General features: G+C 48.2%; 18 protein-coding genes and 2 tRNA genes. 11 read left to right on the top strand and 9 right to left on the bottom strand.

What is annotated here, in order from left to right:
- Positions 1 to 22 precede the first annotated feature (22 nt).
- The 4 genes from DFR47_RS17360 to DFR47_RS17375 form a co-directional block, all read right to left on the bottom strand.
- Positions 23 to 1,138, bottom strand: a complete 1,116-nt coding sequence (locus DFR47_RS17360; protein WP_113945693.1) for an ABC transporter ATP-binding protein — start codon at positions 1,136 to 1,138, stop codon at positions 23 to 25.
- A 3-nt stretch (positions 1,139 to 1,141) separates the two neighbouring features.
- Positions 1,142 to 2,026: a carbohydrate ABC transporter permease gene (locus DFR47_RS17365; protein WP_113945695.1), complete on the bottom strand. Its 885-nt coding sequence runs from the start codon at positions 2,024 to 2,026 to the stop codon at positions 1,142 to 1,144.
- A complete protein-coding gene (locus tag DFR47_RS17370) occupies positions 2,026 to 2,904 on the bottom strand; it encodes a carbohydrate ABC transporter permease (protein WP_113945697.1) in 879 nt (292 codons plus the stop codon). The genes DFR47_RS17365 and DFR47_RS17370 overlap by 1 nt, the downstream gene beginning before the upstream one ends.
- 206 nt (positions 2,905 to 3,110) lie before the next feature.
- Complete coding sequence (locus tag DFR47_RS17375) at positions 3,111 to 4,352, bottom strand: ABC transporter substrate-binding protein (RefSeq protein WP_113945699.1); 1,242 nt, start codon at positions 4,350 to 4,352, stop codon at positions 3,111 to 3,113.
- A gap of 390 nt (positions 4,353 to 4,742) precedes the next feature.
- Between DFR47_RS17375 and DFR47_RS17380 the strand changes: the two genes are divergently transcribed.
- From DFR47_RS17380 to DFR47_RS17415, 7 genes are all read left to right on the top strand, one after another.
- The gene (locus DFR47_RS17380; protein WP_113945701.1) at positions 4,743 to 6,062 is read left to right on the top strand and encodes an Hsp70 family protein; all 1,320 of its coding nucleotides are present in this window, start codon (positions 4,743 to 4,745) and stop codon (positions 6,060 to 6,062) included.
- A 71-nt stretch (positions 6,063 to 6,133) separates the two neighbouring features.
- Entirely contained in the window at positions 6,134 to 6,376 is a 243-nt protein-coding gene (locus DFR47_RS17385) for an HP1242/YdcH family protein (RefSeq protein ID WP_113945702.1), read from the top strand.
- Between the two features lie 163 nt (positions 6,377 to 6,539).
- Positions 6,540 to 7,289: a F0F1 ATP synthase subunit A gene (locus DFR47_RS17390; RefSeq protein ID WP_113945704.1), complete on the top strand. Its 750-nt coding sequence runs from the start codon at positions 6,540 to 6,542 to the stop codon at positions 7,287 to 7,289.
- 222 nt (positions 7,290 to 7,511) lie between these two features.
- A complete protein-coding gene (locus DFR47_RS17395) occupies positions 7,512 to 7,979 on the top strand; it encodes an EF-hand domain-containing protein (RefSeq protein WP_113945706.1) in 468 nt (155 codons plus the stop codon).
- Positions 7,980 to 8,562: 583 nt separating this feature from the next.
- Positions 8,563 to 8,766 carry a hypothetical protein gene (locus DFR47_RS17405; RefSeq protein WP_113945709.1) on the top strand — a complete coding sequence of 68 codons (204 nt, stop codon included), beginning with the start codon at positions 8,563 to 8,565 and terminating at the stop codon, positions 8,764 to 8,766.
- Between the two features lie 266 nt (positions 8,767 to 9,032).
- The gene (locus DFR47_RS17410) at positions 9,033 to 9,269 is read left to right on the top strand and encodes a hypothetical protein (protein WP_113945711.1); all 237 of its coding nucleotides are present in this window, start codon (positions 9,033 to 9,035) and stop codon (positions 9,267 to 9,269) included.
- Positions 9,270 to 9,299: 30 nt separating this feature from the next.
- On the top strand, positions 9,300 to 9,545 hold the full coding sequence (locus DFR47_RS17415) for a YMGG-like glycine zipper-containing protein (protein ID WP_113945713.1): 246 nt from the start codon (positions 9,300 to 9,302) through the stop codon (positions 9,543 to 9,545).
- A gap of 109 nt (positions 9,546 to 9,654) precedes the next feature.
- Here the strand turns inward: DFR47_RS17415 and DFR47_RS17420 are convergent, their stop codons facing one another.
- Positions 9,655 to 9,963, bottom strand: a complete 309-nt coding sequence (locus DFR47_RS17420) for a hypothetical protein (RefSeq protein WP_113945715.1) — start codon at positions 9,961 to 9,963, stop codon at positions 9,655 to 9,657.
- Positions 9,964 to 10,810: 847 nt separating this feature from the next.
- Between DFR47_RS17420 and DFR47_RS17425 the strand changes: the two genes are divergently transcribed.
- The gene (locus DFR47_RS17425) at positions 10,811 to 11,515 is read left to right on the top strand and encodes an outer membrane protein (protein WP_113945716.1); all 705 of its coding nucleotides are present in this window, start codon (positions 10,811 to 10,813) and stop codon (positions 11,513 to 11,515) included.
- A gap of 57 nt (positions 11,516 to 11,572) precedes the next feature.
- Here the strand turns inward: DFR47_RS17425 and DFR47_RS17430 are convergent, their stop codons facing one another.
- Positions 11,573 to 12,205: a LysE family translocator gene (locus tag DFR47_RS17430; protein ID WP_113945717.1), complete on the bottom strand. Its 633-nt coding sequence runs from the start codon at positions 12,203 to 12,205 to the stop codon at positions 11,573 to 11,575.
- 96 nt (positions 12,206 to 12,301) lie between these two features.
- Here DFR47_RS17430 and DFR47_RS17435 point away from each other — a divergent pair, with 96 nt between their 5' ends.
- A complete protein-coding gene (locus DFR47_RS17435; protein WP_113945719.1) occupies positions 12,302 to 12,637 on the top strand; it encodes a hypothetical protein in 336 nt (111 codons plus the stop codon).
- Positions 12,638 to 12,820: 183 nt separating this feature from the next.
- Complete coding sequence (locus DFR47_RS17440) at positions 12,821 to 13,711, top strand: endonuclease (protein WP_113945720.1); 891 nt, start codon at positions 12,821 to 12,823, stop codon at positions 13,709 to 13,711.
- On the opposite strand, the gene DFR47_RS17445 is transcribed toward DFR47_RS17440, so the two are convergent.
- The 3 genes from DFR47_RS17445 to DFR47_RS17455 form a co-directional block, all read right to left on the bottom strand.
- Complete coding sequence (locus tag DFR47_RS17445; protein ID WP_170137536.1) at positions 13,698 to 14,243, bottom strand: histidine phosphatase family protein; 546 nt, start codon at positions 14,241 to 14,243, stop codon at positions 13,698 to 13,700. The two genes, DFR47_RS17440 and DFR47_RS17445, sit on opposite strands and share 14 nt — an antisense overlap.
- Before the next feature lie 336 nt (positions 14,244 to 14,579).
- Positions 14,580 to 14,655, bottom strand: a tRNA-Thr gene (locus DFR47_RS17450).
- Positions 14,656 to 15,074: 419 nt separating this feature from the next.
- Positions 15,075 to 15,150: transfer RNA gene (locus DFR47_RS17455), tRNA-Thr, on the bottom strand.
- A gap of 141 nt (positions 15,151 to 15,291) precedes the next feature.
- Between DFR47_RS17455 and DFR47_RS17460 the strand changes: the two genes are divergently transcribed.
- A complete protein-coding gene (locus DFR47_RS17460; protein ID WP_113945724.1) occupies positions 15,292 to 16,065 on the top strand; it encodes an NAD kinase in 774 nt (257 codons plus the stop codon).
- Positions 16,066 to 16,292 lie beyond the last annotated feature (227 nt).

Raw genomic sequence — 16,292 nt, forward strand, 5'->3', positions numbered from 1 at the left:
TATAATCTGATTAGATACGAAATCAGACGATCCTTTGCTGGGTTTGCGGATCAAAATATACGGCTTTATCAAGATTGAAGGCCAGCCGTGCTGTTTGACCGGCCTGAATATGCGCGTCCGCCCGCAACCGTGCCACAACCTCTTTGCCACCCAGCTTGGTCACAGCAAAAGTATCAGAACCGGCAGGCTCCACCACCTCAATATGGCAATCGCCTTCTGCGATCATGCCCGCATTACGATCTGTACCATCCGGGTCGGTCAGAGCCTCCGGCCGGATACCGAACACCACCTGTCTGCCCTTATAAGCAGCAAGCTCGCCATTCGCGCTCACAACCGGCAATTTCAGCGGAGCCGCATCTGGCCGCTCTAATGCAACCTGCAAGCCATCACCGCCATTTTCAACCGTACCGGTCAGCAAATTCATCGCCGGTGAACCCATAAAATCAGCGACAAACATATTCACCGGCTTGTTGTAAATCTCTGCCGGTGTCCCGAACTGCTGTAATATCCCGTCTTTGAGGACAGCAATTTTCGTGGCTAGCGTCATCGCTTCAATCTGATCATGGGTCACATAAACGATGGTGGTTTTCATCCGCTGATGCAGCCGCTTAATCTCGGTACGCATATCCACACGCAGTTTAGCATCCAGATTGGACAACGGCTCATCAAAAAGAAACACCTGCGGATTACGAACCAGCGCACGCCCCATTGCCACACGCTGACGCTGACCGCCAGAGAGCTGACTTGGCTTGCGATCCAGCAAGTGCCCGATCTGAAGAATGTCCGCCACTTCACGAATAGCCTTTTCGCGCTCCGGCTTGGGCACACCGCGTACCTCCATACCAAAGGCAATATTACCCGCAACTGTCATATTCGGATAAAGCGCATAGGACTGAAACACCATTGCAATATCACGTTTTGAAGGTGGCAAGTCCGACACGGATTGTCCGTTAATGGTGATGTCACCGGAGGTAATCGGCTCAAGTCCGGCAATGGTGCTAAGCAGAGTAGACTTACCGCAACCGGACGGCCCGACCAGTACCAGAAAGCCGCCTTCTTCAATCTCCAGATTAATATCTTTGAGGATTTCTGTGGCACCGTAGGATTTACGCAGATTGGCGATTTTAAGAAATGACATAGATTATCCCTTCACGGCACCGGACATCAGACCACGCACAAAATAGCGGCCGGAAACAATGTAGACGATGAGCGTTGGCAAGGCGGCGATGATCGCCGCAGCAAAATGAACATTATACTCCTTAACGCCGGTCGATGAGGAGACGAGATTGTTGAGCGCAACCGTCATCGGCGTGGTTGAAGCACCGGCAAAAGACGCCCCGAACAGGAAATCATTCCAGATATTGGTGAACTGCCAGATCACAGAGACCACAATAATCGGCCCCGAGGACGGCAGCAGAATACGGGCAAAAATCTGCATAAAACTGGCACCGTCAATCTGTGCCGCGCGCACCAGCTCGGTCGGGAATGCCTCATAATAATTTCGGAAATACAGTGTCGTAAAACCGATACCATAAACCACATGCACCATTACCAGTCCCCATATGGAACTGGACAGCCCGAGCAAGCCGAGAATACGCGCCATCGGGATCAGCACAATCTGGAACGGAATAAAGCAGGAGAGCAGCAGCAAACCGAAGAACAGATTTGAGCCGCGAAAGCTCCACTTTGTCAGCACATAACCATTCAGCGCGCCAACGATGGTAGAAATCGCCACCGCCGGTACGACCATCAGAATGGAATTAATAAAAAACGGTTTGAGACCGGTCGGCTGCACACCGATCTGCGCTGTTGACCACGCCGAAAGCCATGGCTCGATCGTCCATTGTTGTGGCAGGTTCAGCATGCCGCCCTGCCGGATTTCTTCCAGCGGTTTGAAGGAATTCACCACCATCACATAAAGCGGCAGCAGATAATAAACCAGAAAGATCAACAGGATTGAATAGATTAGCGCCCGTGTCAGTCTCTGGTGCGAGATCGCATTTTGTACATTGGCAGAACCACTCATCAGCGTTTGCCTCCGCGAATTTCCGAATACAGATAAGGAATAATGATCGAGAAAATCATTGCCAGCATGATAATCGCCGATGATGCACCAATGCCCATCTGGTTACGGGTAAAAGTATAGGAATACATGAAGGTTGCCGGAACTTCAGTCGCCTGCCCCGGCCCGCCGCCGGTCAGCGCCACCACAAGATCATAGGCCTTGATCGCAAGATGCGCGAGCACCACAAAGGCTGACAGAAAAACCGGCCGCATCATCGGAATAATAATCCGGCGATAGGTGGTAAAAGGTGAAGCTCCGTCAATTTGTGCGGCTTTGATGATCTCATTATCAACACCGCGCAGCCCTGCCAAAAACATCGCCATGATAAAGCCGGACGACTGCCAGACGGCGGCCAGCACCACACAATAAATCGCGTAATTGCGATCTTTAATCCAGTTGAACTGAAAACTCTCCCAGCCCCATAAATGCATGGTATTTTCAAGCCCGATACCCGGATCAAGAAACCACTTCCATGCTGTGCCCGTAACGATAAAAGACAGTGCCATCGGATAAAGATAAATCGGGCGCAAAAAACCTTCACCGCGAATTTTCTGATCCAGCAAAATCGCCAGTCCGAGCCCCAGCACTGAACAAATAATAATATAGAGCGATGCGAAGATCGCCAGATTGGTTATGGCGCGCCACCAATGCGGCAAAGCCCAGAGTTTGGAGTAATTTTCCAAGCCGACAAAATTATAAGACGGCAACATTTTGCTGTCTGTCAGCGACAGCAAACCCGTATAGGCAATAAAACCATATACAAAAATCAGAATGATGAAAAAGCTGGGTGCCACAACAAGTTTGGGCAACAGCTCCTGCAATCGGCTGCGACTATTCATGGTCAATCACCACGCTTGGTATCTGCCCCGCTTTGATCGGCACGGCACATCAAAAATAAAACTAAAATGCTCTTTGGTTTTTACGTATGACGCTCAAAATCGATGTTCGTTTTTAAGTGCCCTGCAGTAAAATAAATGTCAGCTGCCTCCGTCAGACAGCAGAGAACGGAGGCCGCCACTGAGGCAGCCTCCGGTTTTGCAATAAATTATTGAGCGGCGGCCACCGCAGCAACGAGTTCCTGCGTAGCTTCTTCCGATGACAGTTCACCATTGAACTGGCGGGTAATCACGTCAAAGAATGCATTCTTCACAGATGCCGGACTTGCATAGCCATGTGCCATGGAACCAAACATGGTGCCCTTGCCGCTGGCTTCTTTGACATCGGCAATCGCTTTCTTGCCACAAGCATCGAAAGCAGCATCAGACACATCTGTACGTGCCGGAGCAGAGCCTTTGACCACATTAAAAGCCGACTGGAATTCAGGATTTTCAATCGCTGAAGCAATCGCCATCTGCGCTTTTACCTTATCCTCGGAGACCTTGAACATTGCGAACAGATCAGAGTTAAAGGTAATTGCTCCTTGTGTTTCAGGATAACGGATACAGACAAAATCCTCGCCCGGCTTTTTACCGGCTTTGACGAATTCGCCTTTCGCCCAGTCGCCCATGAATTGCAGACCGGCCTTGTTTTCAATGACCATGGCCGATGCCAGATTCCAGTCACGACCGGAAAAATTATCATCAACATAGGTGCGCAGCTTGGTCATACGATCGAAAACCTGTTTCATCGTATCGCTGCCAAGGGCTTCCGGATCGAGATCGATCATAGCCTTTTTGTAGAAATCAGTCCCGAAAGACAGCACCACAGCCTCAAAAAGCGTACCATCCTGCCATGGCTGGCCACCATGTGCGACCGGTGTAATACCCTGTTCTTTAAATTTATCGAGAAGGGCAATCAGTTCTTCCCAATTGGTCGGCTCTTTGCCACCGGCTTTATCAAGTGCGGCTTTGTTGATCCACATCCAGTTGGTGGAGTGAATATTGACCGGCGCACCGATCCAGTGCCCGTCATATTTGGCAAATGCCTGCAAAGGTGCCGGAATAACTTTGTCCCAGCCTTCTTTATTGGCAACTTCATCCAGATTACCGAGCGCGCCCTGCTTTGCCCAGTCCAGCGCATCATAACCAAGCATCTGCACAGCAGTCGGGGCGTTACCGGCAGTCACACGGGCACGCAACACGGTCATCGCTTCAACGCCGCTACCACCTGCGACCGGCATATCCGTCCAGCCGATGCCCTGCTTTTCGAGATCTTTCTTCAGCACTTCAAGCGCTGCGGCCTCACCGCCTGCAGTCCACCAGTGCAGAACTTCCACATTTTCCGCAGCTTGCGCCGCACCTGCCATTAAACCCAAAGCCATTGCTGTTGTTGTCATGAACTTGCGCATCGTATTCCTCCCGTTTGCAAGTTATCAGCAGCGGAACCCTCCCGCTTGGTCATTACAGCTGCCCTCACCGGACAGTATAGAAACTGGCATGCTTTTGATCCGGCGCTTCGCCTGCGATCACTCCTCAACCGGAATAGGACGTTACAAAATTGCGTTCGTCAAGCATGCTCACATAAAATTCAAATCGATTAAATATTACAACATTCTTTCATGTAGCTATAAATTACTGTCATAAAATAAGTGTATCCGGCATCCCGTATCCTTTTTAACGATTACAATTCGTTCTCAATGCCGGATTCCGCCGTCGGCCTGAATTGACCCCACCTTTAAAACGGCTATAAAGGCCGTTTTCTCAAAAGCCCACATGCGCAGATACAAGGATTTGAAACAATGACTGCGGGAAATAACGCCCCCTCGGAGACGATAACCCTTGGCCTCGATTTTGGTACAACCAATACAGTTATTGCCGTGGCTGACGGCAATGGTATTGCCGAGGTTATGACCTTCCCGAAAGATGACGCCATTGTTTCGGCCTATCGTTCGGTACTGTGTTTCTGGCAGGATGGCAATAAAGGGCATCGCAATGTCGAGAGCGGTCCCTGGGCGATGGATCGCTTTATCGCCGATCCGCATAATTGCCGTTTTTTGCAGTCTTTTAAATCCTTTGCCGCCAGCAAATCCTTCACCGATACACCGGTATATGGCAAACGCTTTAAATTCGAAGATCTGCTGCGTACATTTCTGGAAACTCTGGCGGAGCGTCTTGGTGACCGCCTGCCCGCGCGTGGCAATAAAGTCATTGTCGGTCGTCCTGTCATCTTCGCCGGTCATAATCCGGATGAAGCACTGGCTATGGCACGCTACGAAAAAGCACTGCGCGACTTCGGCTTCACCGATATTCATTATGTGTATGAGCCAGTGGCTGCAGCCTATTTCTATGCACAAAAACTGACGCAGTCCTCAACCGTGCTGGTTGCCGACTTTGGCGGCGGTACGAGCGACTTTTCGATTGTGAATTTTGAAGTCGGCGCAGATGGCCTGACCTCAACACCGCTCAGTCAGGTAGGTCTCGGCATTGCGGGCGATACTTTCGATTACCGCATCATTGATAATGTGGTTTCGCCAAAACTCGGCAAGAAGAGCAATTACAAATCCTTCGGCAAAGTTCTGCAAATTCCGAACCATTATTTTGCGAATTTTGCCCGCTGGAACACCCTGTTCCTGATGAATACCCCGTCAACATTGCGGGAACTGCATGAGCTCGCCTCACAGGCAGAACAGCCGGAAGTGCTCGAACATTTCATCGAAATGATTGAAGGTGATTACGGCTTTGAGCTGTATCGCGTTGTTTCCGACGTTAAAGCTGGTCTCTCCTCTGCCCAGACTTCAGAGCTCACATTCAAGGCAGAAAATTTCAAAATCGAAGCACAGATTAAGCGCTCAGACTTTGAAAGCTGGATTGCGGAAGACATGCAGGCAATCTCGACCTGCGTTGATAATGCCGTGCAGAATGCCGGACTGAGCGATAAAGATATTGACCGCGTGTTTTTGACCGGCGGTACATCGTTTGTACCGGCAATCAAAACCTTGTTCTCGGAACAGTTTGAACATGCGCATGTGTCGAGCAGCAATCAATTTGACTCCATCGCGACAGGTTTGGCCTTGATTGGTCAGAGCAATGATATTGAGCGCTGGTCGGTCAAATTCTGATTGATCCTGATCAATGTCGGCCACTGAGACTCATGCGAAGCTCCTTTCAACAAAATAAGGAAGGAAACAGCATGTCCAATACACCGCATACACTTGGTGAAGAATTTCCGGGTCAGCTGGAGCGCATCCATGCTCTGAAAGCAGCTGATCCGCGTTTTGCCAAAGTGCTTGAAGAATATGACGACGTGAATGACCAGATTCACCGCGCAGAGACAAAAATTGAGCCGACAAGTCAGGACAATGAAACAGATCTTCGCAAACGTCGTCTTGTCCTGAAAGACGAAATCGAAAAAGCACTCAATCAGGCTGCGTAAAACAGCCTGAAAAGACAAAAAAGTCTTTTTCGGGATTAAAGGAACAGAGGTCTTATCACGAGGCTTCTGTTTTTTTATGCGGCAAGATATTGGCCTTGCAGTGGCACAGAGGACGCGAATCGCTCTATCGTTCGATACGCTCATCGAACAGGGAGACGATCTCATGGCCGGACCAATCGCACAGTTTGAAATCAAACCGATTGCAAATTTGGGTGAAGTCGGCGGTATGCAGATCGCTTTTACGAACTCTGCCCTGTTCATGCTTATCGCAACCGTCGGTGCCGGTCTCTACCTGTTTCTGTCGGCACGCGGCAGAACACTGATCCCGGGACGCTGGCAATCCACAGCTGAAATTCTCTATGAATTTGTGTTTTCTACTCTGCGCGATAATACGGGAGAAGAAGGCAGACGCTTCTTCCCGCTGGTCTTCTCACTATTCATGTTCATTCTTACAGCAAATTTGCTGGGCATGTTCCCCTATGCCTTCACGGTCACAGCGCATATTATTGTGACATTCGGTCTGGCACTAACCGTCTTTCTGACCGTTACCCTCTACGGCCTGATGCGCAACGGTACGAGCTTCTTCCGTCTGTTCATGCCTTCCGGTGTGCCACTGGTCCTTGCACCGATCATTGTCCCCATTGAGTTGATGTCTTATTTCTCACGGCCTGTCAGTCATTCTGTGCGTCTTTTCGCGGTTATGCTGGCCGGACATATTACATTGAAGGTCTTTGCCGGATTTGTTGCCTCTCTGGCAGGGCTTGGAACCTTAGGCATTGTCAGCTCTGTTTTGCCGCTCGCCATGACAGTCGGCATCACCGCACTTGAATTTTTGATGGCCATAATTCAGGCCTATGTGTTCACAATGCTGACCTGCATGTATCTCAATGATGCCCTGCACCCGGCCCATTAATGGCCTGCAAAGCGCATTCCGTACAAATAAAAAATCCGGAATGCGCAGGAATTTCACCACAAGTCATTGCATTCTATAACACTTTCAAAAACATGAATAACTTCATGCATAACATTACGAATTTGTAATTAGACATTCCATATTGATCCCACATTGCTGGTCAATATTACTCCGCATGCCATCCCAAGGCTTAGTGTAACGCATGACGGAGTTATTATAACTATGAATACGAAAACAATCATTCTCGCACTCGTTGCTTCCTCAGTTCTTGCAGCACCAGTCTTAGCGCAAGAAAAAACAGAAAAGAATGTTGAGCAAACTGCGCAGCATACATCAGGCCACCGTGATCGTGGTCCGATTGATCTGGAAAAATTCACCCGTATGGAGGAATTGAAAGCCGCTGACACCAATAAGGATGGCATTCTCTCCCGTGAAGAAATTGAAGCCCATGCGCAGAAAATGATGGTCAAGCGTGCAGCAGACCGGATGGAGCGCCGTCTTGATGTGAATGGTGACGGCAAAATTTCGCTCGAAGCCATTGAGAAACACCGTACTGCCCGTTTTGCCGAACTTGACAAAAACAAAGACGGCAAGCTCGATCGCAGTGAGCTGAAAGCAGGGAAACACCACGGCAAAGGTGAGCAGCGCCATAAAAGCAGAGACCACGGCAAGCACACACCAGCTGAATAACCATCCAGCAAAAATAAGCCCGGCGAAAATGCCGGGTTTATTTGTTTAAAGAACATTCTTTCGGCATGTTTAAATTTTAAAAGTATAAATTCATTGCTTTATTCAAATTTTAGTACAAGATTATATAAACGGGAGAGATAACATGCCTTTCCATAAGTCAGATTATCTTGGGATCTATAAACCTGAACAGTTAAATACGCTTCAGGCTGCATATAATGAAACATGCGAAATTCTGGGACATTGTCCGACAACTGACGAGAATAAAAACCAGTTGGCGCGCACAGTTATCCGGATTTATGAAAGCGGCATTCAGGATCCGCACGAGATAGCCAGTCTTATCTTGCAGATCGAAAATTTACGTCCATAGCGCATTTCACAATCAGGTTGATCCTGATCAATGCACGAACAGACAGCACAGACTAAATTACAGACTGCAAGCATTGAAATGAACAGCGCTTCGGAAATACCCGTCTATGCAGAAATGTTCGTGTGCGACGGCCATATCTGCCATCCCTTTACGAAGCCGCAGACTATCTACAGAGGCACAAGGTTTTCACTTCAGGAAAACCATTCGGAGGGACGAATGTCTACAAATTTCCATCTGGCATCGATGATCGGCTCGATTGCATTTATTGTTCTCGTCGGCTGCGGCTTTATTGTTGTTCTGACAGTGCCTGCTCTGGCACATAAGCCAATCTATCCTATGCTGACTGTCGTCGGCGTCGCTTTGGTCGTTACACCGATTATTGGCTGGTATGTTGCTACGCGTATGCAGCAACTTCGGTAGACAAGACAGTGTCACCTCAGTTTCTGAGTTTCATCCCCGAAAGCAGGCTCTGTTTTCGGGGATATTTATATTCTGTGTGCCAAGTGGCAAAAAGTGTCACAGTCAATTTAAAGAGAGAGTATTAGGCGCTGCTTGAAATAATAGCGGTCTGCTGAAATAGTTTCTTTATCCCGATGCTGCTCCGTGAGTCTTGTGCACGGCAATATCAACGGAACCAAATCATATCCGGTCGCGTTGATAAGAAAGAGCATAAGGGAGGCAAATGAATGTCTACTCGTTTTCAGATTGCCGTATTACTGAGCCTGATGGTCAATGCCGTATTGTTCGGAATTGGTATGATCATTGTACTTACAATCCCTGATTTAGCGCAAAACGCTAAATATCTTATTCCTGTCGTCATTGGCTGCAGTTTTCTGATTACCCCGTTTATATCCTGGTTTATGGCACCGCGTATGCGCAACCGTTACTGGCAGAACAGAAATCATAAAACCGGCAGCTTCTAGATCAGGTCTACGACCAATAAGGATTTTATCATGCGTTTAGCTATCATTGCAGTGGCCGCGATTGTTGCACTCTCCGGCTGTACATCAACAGAAAAAGATTTGAGCGTGGGTACTGCTGCAGGCGCAGTTATCGGCGGTATCGCCGGTGGCGGCAAAGGTGCACTGATCGGTGCCGGCGCCGGTGCGGTCGGCGGCCTTCTGGTTCGCAATCTGCGCAACGGTAAATGCCAGTATCGCAACAGCCGCGGCCATATCTACACAGCTAATTGTAAATAACCGCAGCATTTGACGGTATTTGCAAATGCCCGAGCTTAGGCTCTGCGCTGTATGAATTTTTAAAGGCGGCCTTTATCCGGAAACGGAAAGGCCGCTTTTACATTTCCTGTCAGGGCTTGGTTTGCGGCTTGCAGACCATGCGGTAAACCGGCGGAGACGGTGGCGGTTGCGGCGGCTGATAGACCGATGATGTCGGCGGCTCCCACCAATTCCGGTTATTGTTTTGTGGTGGAATCCCATCCGTTGCATCAATGACAAGTTCCTGCTTGCAAACAATAAAACAAAAATCCGATTTCCCTTCCCCCTCCGGGCAGCCGATTGCGAGCGGAGGTCTCGGCGCTAACTTCTCACGCGCCTGCGCCTGAAATGACACTCCGAGCATCAGGCCTATGAAAATAATAATCAGATTTTTCTGCATGTTTAAAAACTTTAAATTTCAGTTTTCAAACCATGCGGTCATTCGCGAAATTCGTAAATACCAAGGAATTGGCAGGAAATTCATTGGAGGATAGTCAAGTGTCAGCCTGCTTTCACCACGCTCAACGCGAAGCGCTTAATATTCTGCGTCTGAAAGCATGTCTTGGGCAACGCGGGTTTCAATCGGAACATGAGGTTTGAGCCCTCACATCACCGGATCAAGCCGGTTTTATCAAGATATTGCCAAGACATCATCGACACCCGCCAAAGTCGTTTCCGGTTCGAACCATAATTCTGGCATCCATGCAAATTTCATGATTGATGGAACACGGGGTTGGCCGCAACCGGAACACATGTATCGTCAGCACGCATTATGCCCCCCAGCATAGTCTGACATACCCTCCACCGGCTGCTATTTACCCGTAGTCGCCAACCCCGCCCACTGAAAACCATCCCCTCAGAAGAGACATATCGGGCGCGGGTTGAGAGCCTCAGATTTCATCTAATCAATAAATCCACAGGCATGCACTGAAGCAAAAAGATTTATTGCTGAGCATTAATTAAATCATACCCATGATAATTAATGAATATTTACTTTTACCACCAATACCCCCCCGTATTTGCGGGGATTGTTTCATTTATCACGCTAAATTACGGATTTCAGCAGATCTTCGGTTCATCTCTGCTTGAGTCTTTCGGTCATCGCCTGCGTAGCAACGGCGGATAATCATATGACAAAGAATAATCCGAAATGACCATGTTGATCGTCCATAGAAATTTGAAACCGCAGACAGGCAGTCGTAATTATAAAATTACAGTATTTGTCTGATATTTAAGGTGGGATAAATATGAAAATCTTTACACTCGCAGCGACCGCTGCGCTTTTGGCTACTCCGGCACTTGCAGCAGATGCTGTTGTATATAATGATCCGGCTCCGGCAGTTGCCGATACATTTTCATGGACAGGCGGCTATATTGGTGTGAACGCCGGTTATGCCGGTGGCAAATTCAAAACCGACATGTACGGCGATTTTGATGAGAGCCTCTCCCTTCGCAGCAATTCCAGCGGCTTTATCGGCGGTGTTCAGGCCGGTTACAACTGGCAGTTCGGCCAGACAGTTGTTGGTATCGAAACCGACATTCAGGGCTCCGGTGTAAAGTCTGACTTCACTGTCGGATCAATGGGTTCTGAGGTAAATCTCGGCACCAAAGTCAGCTGGTTCGGTACAACCCGCGCCCGTCTTGGTTACACGCCGGTTGATCGCTTCATGGTCTATGCAACAGGTGGTGTTGCCTATGGTAAAGTGAAAACCTATGTCAACGCACCATTTGACGAAGGTTCATCCTCTTTGTCCGATACACGCGTTGGTTACACAGTTGGCGCCGGTGCAGAATATGCACTCACAAACAACGTAACCCTGAAGACAGAATATCTCTATACCGACCTTGGCAAGCTCAAGTTCAACGTATCGGATGATTTCGACAATGTTGTTCACGGTGCAGCTAAATCTCAGTTCCACACTGTCCGTGTAGGTCTGAACTATAAGTTCTGATTTCTGCCTCCGGAAATCAAAACAGCCCCGGATAATCTATCCGGGGCTGTTTGCGTTTTAGCGCCGTGCTTCGGTGAGCATACGAATAGCAAGCCCTGTCAGAACCATCCCCATCAACCAGCGCTGTACAACAAGCCAGCTCGGGCGTTTACTGAGAAACACCGCAATAGAACCGGCTGCAATTGCAATCATTGCATTCACGCTGACGCTTATCATGATCTGTACAAAACCGAGAACCAGAGATTGCGTTAAAACACTGCCATGCTCAGGACTGATGAATTGCGGTAACAATGAGAGATACATCACCGCGATTTTGGGATTAAGCAGATTGGTCAGAAATCCCATGAGAAAAAGTTTGCGCGGGCTGTCTTCTGGTAAATCCCTGACCTGAAACGGCGAGCGTCCGCCCGGTTTCAGCACTTGCCATGCAAGATAGAGCAAATAGAGCGCACCGCCAAAGCGAAGCGCGTCATAGGCATAGGGCACTGCCATGACGATTGCAGTGATACCAAATGCGGCACAGAGCATATAAAACACAAAGCCGAGCGCCACACCTCCCAGCGAGATCAATCCCGCGATGCGCCCCTGACAAATCGATCTGGAGATCAGATAGACCATATTCGGGCCGGGTGTGAGCACCATTCCGAGTGCGATCAAAGCGAAAGCTATGAGGCTGGCAGTTTCCGGCATACACAACTCTCCCCTTGGCATCAGCCGAATTATAGTATCGTATATTTCCTGATTGAATTCTGACTTTACCGGCTCAAAATTGCAACGGGAGGAAGCATGAAAATCGCAGCAGGGAAAAATATCGCCATCAAAGTGCCGCTCCACAAATGGGCAGAAACAGTTGCCTATTACCGTGATAAAGTAGGACTACCGGTCAAAAAAGAGCTGAAGGCCAGCGTCGGCTTTATCTTCGGAGACATGACCTTATGGATTGATCGTGTTGAGAAACAAAGTCAGGTTGATGTGTGGCTAGAACTGTTCACAGACGATCCCGATCAGGCACTGAGCCATCTGGGAAGTCCGTTACGCGACGAGCTGGAGCCTCTTGATGAAGTGAACGGGCATTGGACATCTGATCCGGCTGGCGTTGTGCTCCTCGTCAGAAATGAATGACAAAAGCCGAATTTTATAAAAACAAATTTTCTGCGCCTGCAACGCAAGCAAACAGCTTAATCTATACGTGTGCGCCGTTAAAATCTCAGCACATTTTCCATTCGTAAAAACGCTCAGCCCTAATTGTGTCGCTTTCGTAAAACATTAAGAACACCACAGATAAAGACCGAGACAGCAGGCTTCATGTTCCCTCACCATCTTCCCTCGCAAAAAGCGGCACCGGATGATGTGCTGTATCAGTACCCTGCCTCATTGAGAGAACAAGTGGCCGCCTCACCTCAGGTTCCGGGTGTTTATATTCTTCACGGGGCGAACAATCATTATCCGCTCTATATCGGTAAAAGCATCAATATCAGAACGCGCCTGCTCTCCCATTTGCGCACGCCAAAAGAAGCACGCCTGCTAAAGCAGACAGCCCGTATCAGCTATATTCCGACCGCCGGCGAGATAAGTGCTCTCTTACTGGAAGCACAGATGATTAAGCAGCAACAACCGCTGTTTAATCGCAGATTGCGAAAAACCAAAGACACCTGCTCATTTGTGCTGAATGAAACAGGGCTGCATATCCAATATACGGATGACATGTCCAATGAGCCTGACAATAATGTCTATGGCTTATTCAAAAACCAGTTTTACGCCAAAGACCGCCTGCGCGAACTCGCAGACGAATATAAATTATGCCTGAGTGTTCTTGGTTTTGAACCGCACACCAAAGGCAGAGGCTGTTTTAGGTCGGCAATACAGAAATGTGCCGGTGCCTGCTGCGGTAAAGAAGATACAGATCAACACAATGCGCGTTTAGAGACAGCGCTTAAACAATTCACGCTGGCTGCATGGCCCTATAGCAGTGCGATTGCCGTGAAAGAGAGCTTCGGCCGGTTGAAACAATATCATGTACTGCATAACTGGCGCTATCATGGCAGTTATAAATCCATGCAAGGTCTGAAAAACTACCGGCTGGATAAAGACACACTCTTCGACGCCGATATGTACAAAATCCTCGTCAAGCCAATCCTGTTTGGCAGTGCTGAAATTCTGGCTTTACCTGAGCCGTCTCGCTTCAATTGTGAATAGACCTGTACTCTTCGGGCACACGTATAATCGTCACATTAACGACAGCGTTACCTTCATAATGTAACCGGACACCTTCGCAATATCCCGCTGCATCGCCCCACTCAGCATGATTGAGCAATGGTGCGCTCGCCACTGCGCCAAGTTCTACTACACCACCATGCGTAATGATGAGCCCATGTTCGCCATCAGATAGTTTTTCTGCAATCTCTTTCCATAATGCAGCCTGCTTATAGGCATATTCTGCGCATGCACCACCTGATTTTATAATCTGCATCACACCGGAATATGAGTTTGGCCAAGCAATTCCTCTGGTCGTCTCTTCGGAAATGCCACTTAAACCATCAATAATTTCATGTACTTCAAATCCCATGACCAAGGCTGTCTCTATCGCTCTGGGTAAAGGACTAGAAAAAACACGATCATAGGCTGCGGCAGCATCCCCTACCAACCGAGCTAAAGTAATACCATCTTGAGACAAATGAGCCCCTGGTTTTCGCCTCATCGTATGACGCAAGACATCTAGTGTTTTCATTCGGCATCCCTCACTCTTTACCACAAGCACTCTAACCAAAGCATATTCAACTGAGCAATCATATGAAATTGGGTAAAAGCCAGTTTCAAGGCACGCTTCAATACAGCCATGGAATTTTCCATTTTCAACTGCTTGCATGACATGAAAAGAAACACGAAAATAACAGCTTGTTCGCATCAGAATAAGCGATGATTATTGGCAAAGAATATGCATAAAAAGGTCGATGGGATCAGGGAAGAGATAAGAAGCGCCTAAACAAAGCAGCGCTATGCAAGCAAATTTCATCAAAGAAATTCGTTGCTAAAAACACAACAATTACAAAGAGAAGATTGTAAGTGGTGCCCCCAGAGAGACTCGAACTCCCGACCCCCTGATTACAAATCAGGTGCTCTACCAACTGAGCTATAAGGGCAACAACGGCTAGATAGCATATTCTTTTCGTTTGTAAACTGCAAACTCTGCAAATAGATCAGAGAAAACCACAGGATAATGCAAACCGGCACTAAAATGTTGATTTTGTCAGCTGTGTGCTTCTTTTATTGATATAAAATTGCCCAAAATCCCAGCATTTCAAAAACACTAACTGCGACTCACAAAAGCAAAATACCAAACAGAATCAAAAGCACTCTGAAAGTTGAATAGCAAAGATCAGATATATAGCTGTGCTGAAACAGACAAGATCAAACCATAAAAACGCCGGAGCATCCAACAGGTGATACCAGCGCTCAATCGTCAAAATAAAATAATGAGAAAATTTTGTATGCGTTTACAGTACCTATCCTATAAATAGGATCAGTCATAAAATGCAACAATTACAATGAAAGATGTAAGTGGTGCCCCCAGAGAGACTCGAACTCCCGACCCCCTGATTACAAATCAGGTGCTCTACCAACTGAGCTATAAGGGCAACTGACGGCTAGATAGCATATTCTTTTTGGTTGTAAAACGGAAAATCACATCGAACCGTAAAAAATAACAATGTTTTGCCTCTTATCCACATTTAGGCTACAAAACCTCATCCAATCATGCAGCTTTTCGGCGGAAACTGATGAAATATCCATATAAAAAATTCTTTTATATCACCTCAGGCACCCCGGAATCCGTCTCAGCAGCGGAATCATTGCGCAAGCGCTATGGTGAAACACCCGCGGAAGAAGCCGATGCGCTCATTGTACTGGGTGGCGATGGTATCATGTTGCAGGCTCTGCACGACCATATGAATCAGAGCCGCCCGATTTACGGCATGAATCGCGGCTCAGTTGGCTTCCTGATGAATGAGTATCATGAGGATGATTTGCCAAAGCGTGTTGCCGCAGCCCATGCCGAAACAATCCGCCCTCTGGAGATGATTACAGAATCCCTTGAGAGCGGCACCGTCAAAGCATTGGCCATCAATGAGGTTTCGGTTTTGCGCCAATCCTATCAGGCTGCCAAAATCCGCATCAGCATTGATGACAAGGTGCGGCTGGAAGAACTGATCTGCGATGGTTTGATGGTTGCCACACCCGCCGGTTCCACCGCCTATAATCTGTCTGCCCAAGGACCGATCCTGCCGCTGGACTCTCCGCTGCTCGCCCTCACACCTGTCAGCCCTTTCCGCCCGCGGCGCTGGCGCGGTGCCTTATTGCCAAAATCGGTCGCGGTGCGGATGGATATTCTTGAGGTTGAAAAACGGCCGGTCAACGCCGTTGCCGACCATACAGAGGTAAAATCAGTGACTTCCGTGACTGTGCGTGAAGATACACAAAACAGCGTAACCCTACTTTTTGATGAAGAACACACATGGGATGAGCGCATCTTGAACGAGCAATTCCGCTATTAAAATGGCGAAACCAAACACTTCAAGAGCAATGAGCGGCATCTATTAACTTGGCGCAGAGTAATAGCCTGCCATAATGACAATTAAATCACCCTATTTTGCAGCAAAAATGGCATTTTTGTTGACTTTTTGAGCCGTTCCCCGTAACGGCTTTATTAATTTTAACGCAATGCGCAAACATAAGCGCTTTTCCTGTCCTGTTGTCATGCGGACATTACCGGTCGGGTCCA

The sequence above is a fragment of the Pseudochrobactrum asaccharolyticum genome (genome assembly GCF_003314995.1).
GTDB lineage: Bacteria > Pseudomonadota > Alphaproteobacteria > Rhizobiales > Rhizobiaceae > Pseudochrobactrum > Pseudochrobactrum asaccharolyticum.

Coding starts and splice junctions, on each gene's coding strand:
- DFR47_RS17360 (WP_113945693.1), bottom strand. CDS start 1,138: ATGTCATTTCTTAAAATCGCCAATCTGCGTAAATCCTACGGTGCCACA.
- DFR47_RS17365 (WP_113945695.1), bottom strand. CDS start 2,026: ATGAGTGGTTCTGCCAATGTACAAAATGCGATCTCGCACCAGAGACTG.
- DFR47_RS17370 (WP_113945697.1), bottom strand. CDS start 2,904: ATGAATAGTCGCAGCCGATTGCAGGAGCTGTTGCCCAAACTTGTTGTG.
- DFR47_RS17375 (WP_113945699.1), bottom strand. CDS start 4,352: ATGCGCAAGTTCATGACAACAACAGCAATGGCTTTGGGTTTAATGGCA.
- DFR47_RS17380 (WP_113945701.1), top strand. CDS start 4,743: ATGACTGCGGGAAATAACGCCCCCTCGGAGACGATAACCCTTGGCCTC.
- DFR47_RS17385 (WP_113945702.1), top strand. CDS start 6,134: ATGTCCAATACACCGCATACACTTGGTGAAGAATTTCCGGGTCAGCTG.
- DFR47_RS17390 (WP_113945704.1), top strand. CDS start 6,540: ATGGCCGGACCAATCGCACAGTTTGAAATCAAACCGATTGCAAATTTG.
- DFR47_RS17395 (WP_113945706.1), top strand. CDS start 7,512: ATGAATACGAAAACAATCATTCTCGCACTCGTTGCTTCCTCAGTTCTT.
- DFR47_RS17405 (WP_113945709.1), top strand. CDS start 8,563: ATGTCTACAAATTTCCATCTGGCATCGATGATCGGCTCGATTGCATTT.
- DFR47_RS17410 (WP_113945711.1), top strand. CDS start 9,033: ATGTCTACTCGTTTTCAGATTGCCGTATTACTGAGCCTGATGGTCAAT.
- DFR47_RS17415 (WP_113945713.1), top strand. CDS start 9,300: ATGCGTTTAGCTATCATTGCAGTGGCCGCGATTGTTGCACTCTCCGGC.
- DFR47_RS17420 (WP_113945715.1), bottom strand. CDS start 9,963: ATGCAGAAAAATCTGATTATTATTTTCATAGGCCTGATGCTCGGAGTG.
- DFR47_RS17425 (WP_113945716.1), top strand. CDS start 10,811: ATGAAAATCTTTACACTCGCAGCGACCGCTGCGCTTTTGGCTACTCCG.
- DFR47_RS17430 (WP_113945717.1), bottom strand. CDS start 12,205: ATGCCGGAAACTGCCAGCCTCATAGCTTTCGCTTTGATCGCACTCGGA.
- DFR47_RS17435 (WP_113945719.1), top strand. CDS start 12,302: ATGAAAATCGCAGCAGGGAAAAATATCGCCATCAAAGTGCCGCTCCAC.
- DFR47_RS17440 (WP_113945720.1), top strand. CDS start 12,821: ATGTTCCCTCACCATCTTCCCTCGCAAAAAGCGGCACCGGATGATGTG.
- DFR47_RS17445 (WP_170137536.1), bottom strand. CDS start 14,243: ATGAAAACACTAGATGTCTTGCGTCATACGATGAGGCGAAAACCAGGG.
- DFR47_RS17460 (WP_113945724.1), top strand. CDS start 15,292: ATGAAATATCCATATAAAAAATTCTTTTATATCACCTCAGGCACCCCG.